Here is a 12,629-nt window from a genome sequence, read left to right as displayed (position 1 = left end):
ATCGTTAGCGCAGTTCAGAAATCCCTTTAACCCCGCGGTAAATACGGGCGATGCGCTCGCGGGTCAACCCGAGTACCTTGTCGAAGCGGCTCAACTTCAGCCCCTCGATCCCGGTGCCGAAATCAGCCATGTGATGGAGCATCGTCACGTCCGCGCGGATCTCGCGATCGATTTCGCGGCGCATGAACCCGCGCGCCAACCGCAGCGCACCGGCCGGGCCGGGGTAGCGCGACTTCGCGAACGTGATCGAGAACACGCGCGTCGTCTTGTCGTCCTGCGGAACGAAGAAGATGTAGAGGCGCCAGCGGACCATCGATTCGCGCGCCCCGTCCGGGCTGGTCCACCAGTGGTCGAACACGGAATACATCGGCGAGAACCGGGTGGTCCAGTGGTCGTGGAAGATGTCGCCGGCGCGCACCCCGAGCAGCCAGGCGAAAATACGGTTGAGGCGCTTCGTGGGGCCGGCGTTCGTCACGCGGACGGTGTCGTCGGTCGACTCGAACTCGACTTTCACCTCGTGCAGGCGGTCGAGGTCGTAGCCGAAGGTGTCGTGAACGGTGCCGCTGTGCTCGATTTCGTTGAAGTTATCGACTGAGAGTTCCAGCGGGGCCGGAACTGTATGTTCGAGCGTGCAGATCGGAAAATACCCTTGCGGGTCGACTACCGGGAACTCTGGAGAACTGTCACGCGACTTCAGCCAGACCAGCCCGTGCTCTTCGCGCACGTCGAAGCTCGTCATGCAGGTCGTCATTTTCGGCGTGGCGGGGCTCTCGCCGTTTCCGCAGGCGTCGAATGTCCACCCGTGGTACTTGCACCGGAGCCGGTCACCGACCACGTCCCCGGCGCTGAGTTTCAGGCGCCGGTGCGGGCACACGTCGGAGAGCGCCGCGGCCCGTCCGTCCGAGGTGCGGAACAGCGCCACGGGAGCACCGGCCACCAGCACGCCCACGGGCTTGTGGCGCAAACGACGGCTCATCAGGACCGGTTGCCAGTGGTCCAACATCCCCATCAGCAAATCCTCTGCTAGAATGACTCCGTATTTTGTATCGGTTCGTTGTGGCGCGTGCGTGCGTCCAACCGCGCTAAAGCCGTAATCTTACGCAGATTCTCTATGTTCACCGGTCTCGTGCAGGCACTGGGAGAAGTTCGTGGAGTTGTAGACGGGCAGGGCGGGCGCCGGTTGCGCATCGCCGAACCCGGCCTCGCGCCCGCGCTGCAACTGGGCGAAAGCGTCTCGGTGTGCGGGGCGTGCCTCACGGTCGTCGCGCGCGATGGCGACACGTTCGACTTTGAAGTCGGGCCGGAAACGCTGGTGAAAACGACCCTCGGCCGGCTCGCGGTCGGGGACCGGGTGAACCTGGAGCGCGCGCTCCGCGTGGGCGATATGCTCGGCGGGCACTTCGTGAGCGGCCACGTCGATTGCGTCGGGCACGTGCTGGAAGAAGTGGTGACCGGCGAGTGGCTGACGGTCTGGTTCGGGTTCCCGCCGGAATTCGAGGATCTGCTCGTCGCGAAGGGTTCGATCGCCGTGGACGGCGTGAGCCTCACGCTCGTGGACGTTCAGCCCGACCGGTTCAGCATCATGCTGATCCCGCACACGTGGGCACACACCACGCTCGGGTTCAAGAAAGCGGGCGATGCCGTGAACTTGGAGTTCGATCTGCTCGCAAAACACGTACAAAAGTTGTTCAAGCGAACCAGTATCACTATTTAGGCGAACCGCGCGCTGAGGTCGAGCGTTTTGACAGGCTGAACCGGATTAAAACAAACGACGGCGTTTTGAATTAATCCTGTTCATCTTGTGAATCCTGTCAAAAACTCTTCGTTCCGCGACCGTTCGCCCGGAGTTGTATGTCAGACCCCCTGCAATCTTCCGATCCCTCCCCGCGTCAAACGCTCTCGTACCTGCACGGGCTCTTTGAAGCCTATGGGTTGGAAGCCAAGAGCAAGCTCGGCCAGAACTTCCTCATCGACTTGAACTTGCTCGATCTGATCGTCCGCACCGCGGAACTCGATCGGAGCGACGCGGTCCTGGAGGTCGGCACCGGTACCGGCTCGCTCACCGCGCGACTCGCGGACGAAGCGGGCGTGGTCGTCACGGTGGAAATCGACCGCGCGCTCCAGCCGGTCGCGAAGGAGGTCGTCGGCGCGCGCCAGAACGTGAAGTTCGTTTTCGGCGACGCGCTCGCGAAGAAGAACGAACTGAACCCCGACATGCTCGTCGCCTGGGACGAAGCGGTGGCGGGCGCGAACTGCACGCGCAAGAAGCTCGTCGCGAACCTGCCGTATGTGATCGCCACGCCGCTCATCAGCAACTTGCTGATTACCCGGACCGACATCGAGCGCATGGTGGTGATGGTGCAGTGGGAGATCGCGGAGCGCATGCGCGCGGTGCCGAACACCAAAGACTACAACGCGCTCTCGGTTCTCGTGCAGAGCGTCGCGGACGTGGAGACCGTGCGGAAGGTGCTCCCCAAGAACTTCCACCCGCGCCCCAAAGTCGATTCCGCGATCGTGCTCATCAAGCCCAACGCCGAGAAGCGGGCGAAAGTCGGTGACGTGAAGAAGTTCCGCGTGTTCCTGCGCGACCTGTACGTTCACCGGCGGAAGAACTTGCGCCAGGCGCTCATCGGCTGGCCGTCCGGGGCGCGCGACAAGAAGGACGTGGACGCGAAGCTCGCCGAGCTGGGAATTGACGGTACCGTGCGGAGCGAATCGCTGGACCTGGAACAGCACCTGCGATTGAGCGCGGTATTCGGTTAGGTGAACCCGCCCGCGAGGGGGAGGTAAAACCCTGGGACCGCGGGCATCTTGCCCGCTCTTCTGCTTTATGCAATAAAGAGCGGGCAAGATGCCCGCGGTCCCAGGGGTTTGGTCATTTACCCGCCGCCCTCGCGGGCAGGGTTCGCGGTCAATCGTTCGGTTAGCGGCTCACGACTTTGTAATCGACGGTGTCGCGGTCGCCGACGCTGATCTTCTTGTGGTACGTCGCCTGGGCGCCCTCGCCGACGTACAGGTACCAGTCCCCGGCCGGCAGGCGCAGGTCGAACTCGCCGAAGGCGTTGGCGGTCGTGTACTGCTTCTGGCCCGGCTTGTCCGCGTTCATGAACACGATCTTCGCCCCGGCCCGGGGTGATCTGATCGTTCAGGACGATTTCCCCGCACCGACACGACGCTGCTGCGGCTGACCGTGCGCTCCGGGCGCACCTTCGCGGTGCTCGGGCGCGGGTTCGACATGTTAGGGTTGTCCGGGTCGCCGGTCGGCAGCTTCGTCGGGGCAGGTTGTCGGAGCCGCTCTTGGGCATCACGCCCGGCGCGTTCTCGCGGAACTGCTCGACGGTCGGGCCGCTCGGCGCGCCCATCGGCGGCAGCGGATAGTAGTAGCTCGTGCCGGTCGGGGCCGGCGGGTAGTAGTAGCTCACCACCGGCTGCTGGTAGTTGACCTGCTCAGCGAGGTCACGGGCACCATCGCACCGCTCGACGTAGCTCGTCACCGAGTTGCACTGGCTGCGCAGTTTGTACGCCGTCGTCGGGGTGCAGACCTTCTGCGGCACCCGGTGCAGGGGTCGTAGTAGGTGCTGTACTTGTACTCGGTGACCGGCTCGTAGTAGTAGCTCGTCACCTTCTTCGTCACCGGCTCGTAGTAGCTCTTGCGGACGTACTCGGTGACCGGCTGGTAGTAGCTCCGCTGCACGTAGCTGACCCGCATTTCCGGCTGCGGGCACGGTTGGGGGCACGCTTCCGGGGCGGCGTAGTAGCTGGCCCGCGGCTTGTTGTGCAGTCGTTACAGCACACTTGAAACACGTTGTCCCAGGCGGCGGTGGCGCGGGTCGGCACCGCGGGGCGGAGCCGAGGGCCAGGGCGAGCCCCGCGCATCGGGTCAGGTTCATGGTGCGATCTCCAGGTGGTGCGTGTTCTCGGCGCCCCGGGCGTGGGCGTGCGTCTACATCAGAGTAATTCGTGCCAATCGCCGCACAAACCGTTTTAAGTCGCTGCGCAACCGGGACAGCCAGTAGCAGTCGCTACAAGCGGTAGAGCCTGCACATTCGGCCGTGCTTCGCCATCTTCCGGTGGGAATGGGCAAGATGGGGAGCGGAATGTTGAATTGTAAAAAGGATATGTGCGAACAAAGCGTCCGCGGGCGAGAAGAGGTCTTCTCGCCCGCGGACGCTCTGATTTCGTCAGCGCGTTACTTCGCGGCAGCTTTCAGTGCTGCGAGAGCGGCGTCGTAGTTCGGGTGGTTGGTCACTTCGGGGACGTACTCGGCGTAGGTCACCTTCCCGGCCCCATCGACGACGAACACGGCCCGCGTGAGCAATTTCAGCGGCAGACCCTTCTCGATCAGAACGCCCCAGTTCTTGCCGAACGAGTGGTCGTGAACGTCCGACACGGTCTTCATCGTCGAAACGCCCGGCCGTGCAGAACCGGCCTTGCGCGAACGGGAGGTCGAGGCTCACCGTGTAGCACGCGACCCCGTCGCCGAGCGCCTTGATGCCCTCGTCGAACTTCTTGGTCTGCATGCTGCACACGCCGGTATCGAGCGACGGCACCACGCTGAACAGCCGGGCCTTGGCCGGGGTGTCCGCGAGTGTGACGAGGGTTTTGAGCCCTTGTAGCCCGGTGTAGTTCGGTGCGGTGTCGCCGGGCTTCAGTTCGTTACCTGCCAGTTCGATCGGGTCGCCCTTGAACGTGACGGTGCGTGCCATTGTGAGTTCTCCTGGGAGAGTGCTAGTTGTCGGCCTTCAGCCAATGACCGTGGGGTGAGTTATACGAAACACGAAACCCCGGGTACTAATTCGCACTAAACGGCGGGGGAACGGGCGGTCGGCGCGGGCGGCCGAGACGCGCAGCGCGTCCGCGATCGCCGTCGCGCGCCGGTCCGCGTGCGGTTCCGCGAGGAGCGATTTTTCAGTTCGACCGGTAGCGGCGCGAAACGCGAGCATCGCAGACCTGGCCCAGTGGCATGTCGCCGTCGAAGAGTTCTTCGAGTTGCCGCTTCGCGGGCGCGTCCCCGTCGAACCGCGGGAGCACGGCCGACGCGAGGGTGCGGCGGAGGTGTGTGAGTCGCGCGAGGTCGTCCGGGGCGGTCTCGGGTATGAGTTCCACGCGGGCCGTGCGGTAGAGCACTTCGTGGTCCAGCTCCGCGACGATGCGGGCGCGGCTCACCCCGCGGAGGCGCAAGTTGTACTTCCCGTCCGCGAGCTTCTCGGACCACACAATCTGGCCGATGCACACGACCGGTTCGATCGGGGCCAGTCGGCCGGTTCGTCCTGATCCGGGCGCAGGAGCGCCATCGCAATCAGTCCGTCGCCCGCGAGCGCGTCGGCGGCCATTTGCCGGTACCGCGGCTCGAAAATGTGCAACCCCTGCACGACGTGCGGGAACAGCACGAGGTTCGGGAGGGGAACAGCCGGACGGCGCCGGTGAAGCCGCGGAGCGCGTCTTCGTTCATGTGACGGACCCGCCGAGAGGTGTGGTGGGCGTCGTAAGTATAAGCGCGTCCGGGCTCCGAGCCAGTCGAGAGCGCATTCGCCTGATGTGTCGGCGAACGGCCGGTGTAAGCCGGCCGGTGAAATGCAAAGAAACATTTTTGACAGGATTAACAGGATCAACCGGATCAAGACCACGCACGGTTGTTTTTGAATCCTGTCGATCCTGTTAATCCTCAGTTGTTACGCAGTGCGATGGCTTGGGAAGCCAATACAGGGGCGTGCGAGGTAGGCTCGGACGGCGTCCCGGATGATTGCGGTCTTGGCTTCAATCCAACTGATACCGGTTGCGAAGCAATGGGCCTCGAACCGCAGGAAGGCACGCAGGGCGAGCCCGATGTGGTTCCGCTGGGCTCGGGCGGTGCGGCACTGACACCTCTCGACGCCGGTGCATTGCTTGATGCCCCGGTGGTAGTGCTCGATGGCCCAGGAGAAGTCGGCGAATTGCAACCGCGTCAGGTCGCCCATCCCCAGGTCGTTGGTGGCCCAGTACACGGTGCCACCGTTTGGGGTGGCAATCCCGAATACCTTCACCAACCCGAACCCGGGCAACCACACCTCCGTGCCCGTGGCTGCAATGGCCGTGTCCGCTAGGGCTCGCGTGCCCCGACGGTCGAGGTTCACCAGCCGATTCGACTTGAGCCGGGTGAGCCACGTCCACCCGCAGTTGCGGATCAACTTCAGGTTCTCCAGGCTGCTATACCAGCCGTCGAACACCACGCACCGAGGGGCGAACCCCGCGCGTAGGCGGTCCGAATCATGTCCCCGAAGTGATCGTTCTTGGTCCGAGCATCGGCCTTGTCGTACACGCGGTAGTCGCACGGGATGTGTCGGTCCCCATCGGTCCACAGCAGGGACACCAGGTTGATCCCCTGGACCACCGCGCGGTGCTTGCCGGACCAGTGTCGGGTGACCAATTCGATGGACCGGGCATACGGCTTGTCCAGGGTCGAGTCGTCCACGACGAGAACCCCGTCGTCCCGCCGGACCTGGGCTTGCGCGTCGGCCCAGAGGGTGTCGGGATCGGGTTCCAACCGGGTCAGCAGTCGGGTAAACGCGTCGTGGGCCGGTGGGTCCGGTTGTTCCGGTTGCACCCGCGCGGCCTCCGTTCCCGAGCACGCCTTCGGGGTCGCGATCAAGAACTCGATGTAGTCACGCGGAAACACCTTGGGCACGCTCATGACACGATCGTAGGCCCAACGAGCCGCTCGCGCAAGGACCAAAAACGCTGCACTGCGTAACACCTAAATCCTGTCAAAGTTCTTTTTCTGCATGGGAGGTCATCACTGGCTCGCAGTGTGCCACCGGACGCGCGCTGTATACTTCACTGTATGGACCCCGGCCCCTCACTCCAGTTCGACGCGGTGCCCGTGCCGACAGCGCCGGGCGGTCCACTCGCGGTCGAACTCGTTCCGCCCCCGGACCCGTGGGCCGTCGCACGCAAGCTATCGCACCTCCCGCACTTGCTGTTCCTCGACTCCGCCGAAAAGCACGCCGACCGCGGGCGCTATTCGTATGTGAGCGCCGATCCACCGGGGTGGGACACTGCCGAATTGTTTCCACCCTATGCGTTGGAGGCCCCGAAACGGTCCCTCTTCCCGCGGTTTACGCAACTGTCGTCCCAACTCGCAGCGTGGAAAGTCGCAGCCGTACCGAATTTGCCGCCATTTCAAGGCGGTATTGCTGCACTGCTCGGGTACGAGTTGGGTGGGGCATTTGAGGCGCGACTGGATGGGTCGCGTCGTTATCGCGATATTGACTCGCCGGACGAGGCCCTCGGAATTTACGATTGGGTCATCAGCTTCGACCATGAGCAGAACCGTGCGTGGCTTCTCTCCCACGGCTATCCCGAGTCGGATCGGGGTACGCGAAAGCGTCGACGCGAGAAGCGGCTCCATGAGGTACTTCGCTTATTGCGATCCGAACACACGCAGCCTGCTGTCACAGACTTTTTGGGGTGCGATAATCCGGCGAATGACATCCTACTCGAACCGCAATACCCGCTTCCCGGTTTCCCCGGGGTCACGAGCAACTTCGACCGCGCCGGTTACGAAGCCGCAGTCCGGCGCGCAGTCGAATATGTCCACGCGGGCGATTGCTTCCAGGTGAATCTGTCGCAGCGGTTACTCGCGCCGCTCCGCGAGCACCCGCTCGAACTCTACGGCCGGCTGCGTGCTCTCAACCCGGCGCCATTTGCGGGGTACTTCGACCTCGGCGAGTTCCAGATCCTCAGCGCGTCGCCGGAACGCTTCTTGCGTGTCCACCCCGACGGCGCAGTCGAAACGCGACCGATCAAGGGCACGCGCCCGCGCGGGAAGACGCCCGAAGAGGACGCGGCCCTGATCCGCGATCTCTCCTCCAGCCCGAAGGACCGGGCCGAAAACGTGATGATCGTGGACCTGCTCCGCAACGACATCGGCCGGGTTTGTGAGTTCGGGTCGGTGAAGGTGCCGCGCGTGTGCGAAGTGGAAACGTTCCGTTTTGTACACCACCTCGTTTCGGAAGTTCGCGGGAAACTCCGCGCGGGTCTCGATCCGCTCGATTTGCTCCGAGCGACGTTTCCCGGTGGGAGCGTGACGGGCGCGCCGAAAGTGCGGGCAATGGAGATCATCGCGGAGCTGGAACCGACCGCACGCGGGCCGTACTGTGGCAGCCTCGGCTGGATCGGGTTCGACGGCGCGATGGACACGAATATCCTGATCCGGACGTTCACCGCGGGCCGCGGGTGGGTGCAGTTCCCCGTGGGCGGGGGAATCGTGGCCGATAGTGACCCCGCACGCGAGTACGAAGAAACGCTGCACAAGGCCGCCGGACTGTTGCGGAGCCTGGAGGGAACGGGCGAGCGGCCGGTGTCAGCCGGCCGGTGAAAAACTCTCCAACCGGCCGGCTGACACCGGCCGTTCGCCCGGATTACTATGATCCTCGAAGGCCTCGTAACTACGCTCGACGGCACCGGCGCGCCGCACCTCGCCCCGATGGGGCCGCGCGTGACCGCGGACTTCGCGCGGTTCACGCTGAGGCCGTTCCCGACGTCCAACACGTACCAGAACTTGCTCCGCCACCGCGAGGGCGTGCTCCACGTGACCGATGACGCGCTACTCTTGGCGAAGGCCGCAATTGGGGCCGTGGGTATCGTGCCCGCGACGCGCCCGGCCGATCGCGTGCGCGGGTTTGTGCTGGCCGATTCGTGCCGGCACTTCGAGTTCGTGGTGACGTCGGTGGACGCGACCGGCGAGCGCGTGAGTTTGGAAGCCGAGGTGGTTCACGCGGGGCACACGCGCGACTTTTTCGGCTTCAACCGCGCGAAGCACGCGGTCGTCGAAGCCGCGATCTTTGCGACGCGCTTGCACATCCTGCCGCTCGCGGAGGTCGCTGCGGAATTTGCTAAACTCCGCGTAATTGTGGGCAAGACCGGCGGACCGGATGAGCGCGCTGCAATGGACTTGCTCGAAGCGAAGTTGCGCGATGTGGAGGCGGGTCGATGATTCGCGTGGTCGCGCCGAGCCGGTTGCACTTCGGGCTGTTTCGGGTGCCAGTTGTGGGCGAGTTAGAAGCCGGTGCGCGGGCCTTTGGCGGCGCGGGGCTGATGATCGATCACCCCGGCGTGGTTGTGACCGTCCGGCCCGCGGACTCCTGGCAGTTCGAGGGGCCGCTCGCGAGCCGGGCACAAATCTTTGCGATGCGCTTCATGCTCGCGCTGCCCGAAGAGCGCCGCCGGCCGTTTCAGGTGCTGGTCGAGCGCTGTCCGGCGGAACACACCGGCCTCGGCGTGGGGACGCAACTCGGCCTGGCTGTCGCGAAGGCAATTGCAACAGCAAGCGGGGAAGAAGAGGTGTCCTCAACGGAACTCGCAGCGCGAATCGGGCGCGGGGAGCGCTCCGCGATCGGCGTCTACGGCTTCGATCGGGGCGGGTTACTCATTGATCGCGGCAAATTGCCGGGGGAAGACATTTCGCCACTGCTCGCGCGCGTTTCACTACCCGATGAATGGCGCGTGGTGCTTTTTACGCCCACAGTGGCCGCACACTGGCACGGACCCAACGAGCGCCAGGCGTTCGCGACCGCGGTCCCCGGTGATCCGGAGGCGCTCCGGCAACTGGCCGAAACCGCGATTCTGCCCGCGGCACAACGCGGGGACATTGATACGTTCGGCGACGCGGTTCACGAGTTCAACCGGAAGGCGGGCGAGCCTTTCAGCGCGGCCCAGGGGGGCGAGTACGCTTCGTCCGATATCGCGGCGCTGATCCGGGACGTGCGTGCGTGCGGCGTGCGCGGGGTGGGTCAGAGTTCGTGGGGGCCGACCGTGTTCGCGGTTGCGCCCGATAGCGACACCGCGTTGTCGCTCGTGTTACGGTTTCGGAGCCGCGTACCGTGCTTCGTCACGCGCGTTTCTGCCGGTCATCGCACGGACCAAACGGGCACGAATTGAGAGGAAGTGATCGCCAAAAGCGGTACGGCTCATTGGCACAGAAGGCGCCGATGAGCCGCCGTCGGTTCGCGTCACTTGGCCAGTGCCTTCACGACACCGGTGGCCCAATCGATCACGTCTTTATCCCCGAAGACGGTCACGACGCCGTTGACGTTCGCGACGTTGAACTTCCCACCCCTACCGAATTTCTTCTGGCCGAGGTCCGCCAGAACGGACGCGAGTACACCCGGATCGAGCGGCGAACTCGCTTTGTCGAACTTGACTTCGAGCGGCTTGGCGGATTCGGCTTTCTTGATCTCCGCCAGTTTCGCTGTCAGTCGGGCGAGTTCCGCTTCAATGGCCTTCGCGTCCTCTGACTTCAGCCCCTGATTGGAGGGCGGGAAGGGTTTGACCGGAGCCGTCGGCCAGTTCGTCACGTCCTTCGTACCCGGTTTCGAGGGCGTGTAGGGCTTGGCCGGGTCCGCCGGCCAGTTCGTCACATTCGGAACGTCCCGGCTACTGAAAGTCACGGTCGCTTGCTTCACCGGTCGGCGGAAGACCCACACCAGCCGTTCCGGTTGGCTCAGCGGCGTGGTGCCGCAGTATTCCCACCCGCCTTTCTCGCGCTCTTCCAACAGCGCGCGGAACTTCGCCGGGGACAGCTCGGATACGGTGACGAGGGTGTACTCGTTCTTGGCCGTCTTGAAGGTGTCCGGGTCCGCTTTTTTCTCCGCCTCGAACCGCTGGTTGGCCCCATATTTCCGATACACCGCCTCTCTCTGCTGGAGTTCCTCCAGCATGCGCTGTTGCTCCTCGATGACTCCCGGCGGTTGCGCCTTAGCGCGCCCCACCCAACCGTTGCCGGCGCCCAACCCCAGGCCGCACGCCACCACGACGGCGGCGACCAGAATTTTTGCAGACGTCGTGCTCATACCGATTATTCCTTGAGATAGTTGATGGATCGAACCGGGAACGGTGAACCCGACCCGGGCCAGTGCTTCGGCCTTCGCCGCGACCTCCGCGGGCACCGTGGCGCCCCCGACCGCCGCGACGACACCGAGGGCCAGCCCCCGTTTGTCGAGCCGGGCGAGGACGGTGTCCTTGGCGCGGGTCAGCCGCCCCGAGAGCGTGCCGAGCTTCCAGCCGAGGCGCTCGGCGGCTTCGGTCACGCCCGTGCCCTCTAAACAGCAGAGCACGAAGGGGACGCGGAGGGGTTCGGGCAGTTTGGCCACCTCTTCGTGGACTGCCGCCAGTGCCCGGTCCCACGCCGAATCCGGCACGGCGGAACCGGCGCCCTCCCGCGGCGCGACGACGCGCTCGCGCGAACTCCGTCGTTCGGCCGAGCGCCGGGCCTTCGCGCAGACCTTGTAGGCCACGCCGTGCAGCCAGGCCGAGAGTTTGCCCGCGTCGCGGACCTTCTTGGCGTTTTCCACCAGCACGAGGAACGTGGCTTGGAAGGCGTCGTCGGCGTCGGCCTCGGAGCGGGTCAAGCTCCGGCACACGGTCCACACCAGCCGCCCGTACCGCTTCACCAGTTCCGCGAACGCCCGTTCGTCGTTCGCTTGGAACCGGCGCAGCAGTTCCGCGTTCGACACCGGCGGGCCGGTATCGGTGAGGGTTCGCAGTACGGCACACAGGGATCGCGGTGTCACGGGCGCCTCGCGGTCGGGTCAGAGGAGTAGTGCCCGCCGGGGGCGGAGTTCTACGCAATATTTTCGGTGAGCGACTCGGGCCGCGGAAGTGACATATTTGCGTTGTACGGCAGGGCCGGTACACGACCGCGGCGCCCCACGGTACCAATTCGCGCACCGCGGTGTCGCTCGGGTTGCGGTTTCGGAGCCGCGTGCCGTGCTTCGTGACCCGCGTTTCTGCCGGGCGCCAAACGGAGCGAGCGTGAATTGCCCGAACCACGGGAGTGTGATGGGTGTCCATTTGTGTGACCCTAAAAGGAGGAGTCATGCGGGCGGACATGGGAAAAGTGTTGGTCGAGCGCCCGCGCCTCGGTCGCCGGCGCGCGGAGAGTTGGCCCGGAAAGGGCTACCGCAAGCAGCTAAAAAGGTACGAAGACCCGCCCCAACGCGAAGGCATCAAAAGCAGTTACGGACACGGGACCAAATCTTTCAACGAGCACCTCGGTCCGCTCCGCCGGTTCCTCGAAACGAACGTCGGGCGCCCGTGGAACAAAATCTACTCGGAAATCTGCCAGTTCGTTGATCGCGGCAACGTCGTTCAAAAGCACATCATCACGCACCTATTCCAGTACGTCGTTGCGGACGTAATTCTGATCGACGGCGAGCCGTGCCGCGGTCAACCACACTACCGCAATTACGGCCAATCCCTGCGCACGAGTGACTACCGCTATCAGTGGTACGTCTGCCCGAAATCGGGTTTGCTCCGCGCGAGTCGATACGTTCCGCGCAAGCGCCGCGAGCCGGAACCGCCGCGTCGCGTGGTGCTGAACAAGACGCAGATGTGCCTGTTCCTCAACGGGCAGTGGGAACTCGTGACCGTGGCGCCGATCGGCCCTACACCTCCGTCACGCATTCGAGACGTGATTCACAAGCGCCAGATTTGGGGCCACACCTCCCCCGATGCGGAAGCCGTGCGGTTCTACGGCGCGAACGTCTACGCGACCGCGCGCCGGCCGCTGTCGCGTCGAGAGTTGCTCGCGCTGCCGATTCCCATCGAATGGCTCCGGTGAAGAATACGAGCGTCACTATTAATTTGTTCTT

At 64.5% G+C, this 12,629-nt stretch carries 12 protein-coding genes and 2 pseudogenes; 6 read left to right on the top strand and 8 right to left on the bottom strand.

The features are described 5' to 3' along the window. Positions 1 to 4 precede the first annotated feature (4 nt). Positions 5 to 1,009, bottom strand: a complete 1,005-nt coding sequence (locus J8F10_RS11480) for a Rieske 2Fe-2S domain-containing protein (RefSeq protein WP_210653960.1) — start codon at positions 1,007 to 1,009, stop codon at positions 5 to 7. 102 nt (positions 1,010 to 1,111) lie between these two features. Here J8F10_RS11480 and J8F10_RS11475 point away from each other — a divergent pair, with 102 nt between their 5' ends. Together J8F10_RS11475 and rsmA are read left to right on the top strand one after the other, a co-directional pair. Further along, positions 1,112 to 1,714: a riboflavin synthase gene (locus J8F10_RS11475; protein ID WP_210653959.1), complete on the top strand. Its 603-nt coding sequence runs from the start codon at positions 1,112 to 1,114 to the stop codon at positions 1,712 to 1,714. A 137-nt stretch (positions 1,715 to 1,851) separates the two neighbouring features. Beyond that, the gene (gene rsmA / locus J8F10_RS11470) at positions 1,852 to 2,763 is read left to right on the top strand and encodes a 16S rRNA (adenine(1518)-N(6)/adenine(1519)-N(6))-dimethyltransferase RsmA (protein ID WP_210653958.1); all 912 of its coding nucleotides are present in this window, start codon (positions 1,852 to 1,854) and stop codon (positions 2,761 to 2,763) included. 160 nt (positions 2,764 to 2,923) lie between these two features. Here the strand turns inward: rsmA and J8F10_RS11465 are convergent, their stop codons facing one another. The 6 genes and pseudogenes from J8F10_RS11465 to J8F10_RS40765 form a co-directional block, all read right to left on the bottom strand. Then, a complete protein-coding gene (locus J8F10_RS11465; RefSeq protein ID WP_210653957.1) occupies positions 2,924 to 3,106 on the bottom strand; it encodes a hypothetical protein in 183 nt (60 codons plus the stop codon). Positions 3,107 to 3,490: 384 nt separating this feature from the next. Continuing rightward, positions 3,491 to 3,709 (bottom strand): hypothetical protein, encoded by a 219-nt coding sequence (locus tag J8F10_RS11460; RefSeq protein WP_210653956.1) that lies wholly within the window; start codon positions 3,707 to 3,709, stop codon positions 3,491 to 3,493. 480 nt (positions 3,710 to 4,189) lie between these two features. Continuing rightward, a pseudogene (gene tpx / locus J8F10_RS40775) lies at positions 4,190 to 4,706 on the bottom strand (thiol peroxidase). Positions 4,707 to 4,908: 202 nt separating this feature from the next. Next, the gene (locus J8F10_RS11450) at positions 4,909 to 5,247 is read right to left on the bottom strand and encodes an LON peptidase substrate-binding domain-containing protein (protein WP_315854233.1); all 339 of its coding nucleotides are present in this window, start codon (positions 5,245 to 5,247) and stop codon (positions 4,909 to 4,911) included. Further along, on the bottom strand, positions 5,163 to 5,588 hold the full coding sequence (locus J8F10_RS40770; RefSeq protein WP_390891137.1) for an LON peptidase substrate-binding domain-containing protein: 426 nt from the start codon (positions 5,586 to 5,588) through the stop codon (positions 5,163 to 5,165). Before J8F10_RS40770 ends, J8F10_RS11450 begins: the two co-directional genes overlap by 85 nt. Before the next feature lie 84 nt (positions 5,589 to 5,672). After that, positions 5,673 to 6,670, bottom strand: a pseudogene (locus J8F10_RS40765) (IS701 family transposase). A gap of 150 nt (positions 6,671 to 6,820) precedes the next feature. Here J8F10_RS40765 and pabB point away from each other — a divergent pair. From pabB to J8F10_RS11430, 3 genes are read left to right on the top strand one after another with little or no spacing between them, the layout of a single operon-like run. Next, positions 6,821 to 8,356, top strand: coding sequence for an aminodeoxychorismate synthase component I (gene pabB, locus J8F10_RS11440; protein WP_210653953.1), 1,536 nt, complete (start codon positions 6,821 to 6,823; stop codon positions 8,354 to 8,356). Positions 8,357 to 8,404: 48 nt separating this feature from the next. Further along, positions 8,405 to 8,974, top strand: coding sequence for a DUF447 domain-containing protein (locus J8F10_RS11435; RefSeq protein WP_210653952.1), 570 nt, complete (start codon positions 8,405 to 8,407; stop codon positions 8,972 to 8,974). Next, a complete protein-coding gene (locus J8F10_RS11430; RefSeq protein WP_210653951.1) occupies positions 8,971 to 9,918 on the top strand; it encodes a hypothetical protein in 948 nt (315 codons plus the stop codon). The genes J8F10_RS11435 and J8F10_RS11430 overlap by 4 nt, the downstream gene beginning before the upstream one ends. A 71-nt stretch (positions 9,919 to 9,989) precedes the next feature. Here the strand turns inward: J8F10_RS11430 and J8F10_RS11425 are convergent, their stop codons facing one another. Then, a complete protein-coding gene (locus tag J8F10_RS11425; RefSeq protein ID WP_210653950.1) occupies positions 9,990 to 11,549 on the bottom strand; it encodes an RNA polymerase sigma factor in 1,560 nt (519 codons plus the stop codon). Positions 11,550 to 11,854: 305 nt separating this feature from the next. Between J8F10_RS11425 and J8F10_RS11420 the strand changes: the two genes are divergently transcribed. Next, the gene (locus tag J8F10_RS11420; protein WP_210653949.1) at positions 11,855 to 12,598 is read left to right on the top strand and encodes a hypothetical protein; all 744 of its coding nucleotides are present in this window, start codon (positions 11,855 to 11,857) and stop codon (positions 12,596 to 12,598) included. Positions 12,599 to 12,629 lie beyond the last annotated feature (31 nt).

Origin of the sequence: Gemmata palustris, from assembly GCF_017939745.1 — a bacterium.
GTDB lineage: Bacteria > Planctomycetota > Planctomycetia > Gemmatales > Gemmataceae > Gemmata > Gemmata palustris.
The sequence above is the reverse complement of the archived record's forward strand: the minus strand, read 5'-3'. Positions and strand labels throughout refer to the sequence as shown.

Bases quoted from the DNA above. Each gene is read 5' to 3' on its own strand.
- rsmA (WP_210653958.1), top strand. From the start codon at position 1,852: ATGTCAGACCCCCTGCAATCTTCCGATCCCTCCCCGCGTCAAACGCTC.
- J8F10_RS11435 (WP_210653952.1), top strand. From the start codon at position 8,405: ATGATCCTCGAAGGCCTCGTAACTACGCTCGACGGCACCGGCGCGCCG.
- pabB (WP_210653953.1), top strand. From the start codon at position 6,821: ATGGACCCCGGCCCCTCACTCCAGTTCGACGCGGTGCCCGTGCCGACA.
- J8F10_RS11430 (WP_210653951.1), top strand. From the start codon at position 8,971: ATGATTCGCGTGGTCGCGCCGAGCCGGTTGCACTTCGGGCTGTTTCGG.
- J8F10_RS11480 (WP_210653960.1), bottom strand. From the start codon at position 1,009: ATGGGGATGTTGGACCACTGGCAACCGGTCCTGATGAGCCGTCGTTTG.
- J8F10_RS11420 (WP_210653949.1), top strand. From the start codon at position 11,855: ATGCGGGCGGACATGGGAAAAGTGTTGGTCGAGCGCCCGCGCCTCGGT.
- J8F10_RS11475 (WP_210653959.1), top strand. From the start codon at position 1,112: ATGTTCACCGGTCTCGTGCAGGCACTGGGAGAAGTTCGTGGAGTTGTA.
- J8F10_RS40770 (WP_390891137.1), bottom strand. From the start codon at position 5,588: ATGTTTCTTTGCATTTCACCGGCCGGCTTACACCGGCCGTTCGCCGAC.
- J8F10_RS11460 (WP_210653956.1), bottom strand. From the start codon at position 3,709: ATGCGGGTCAGCTACGTGCAGCGGAGCTACTACCAGCCGGTCACCGAG.
- J8F10_RS11465 (WP_210653957.1), bottom strand. From the start codon at position 3,106: ATGAACGCGGACAAGCCGGGCCAGAAGCAGTACACGACCGCCAACGCC.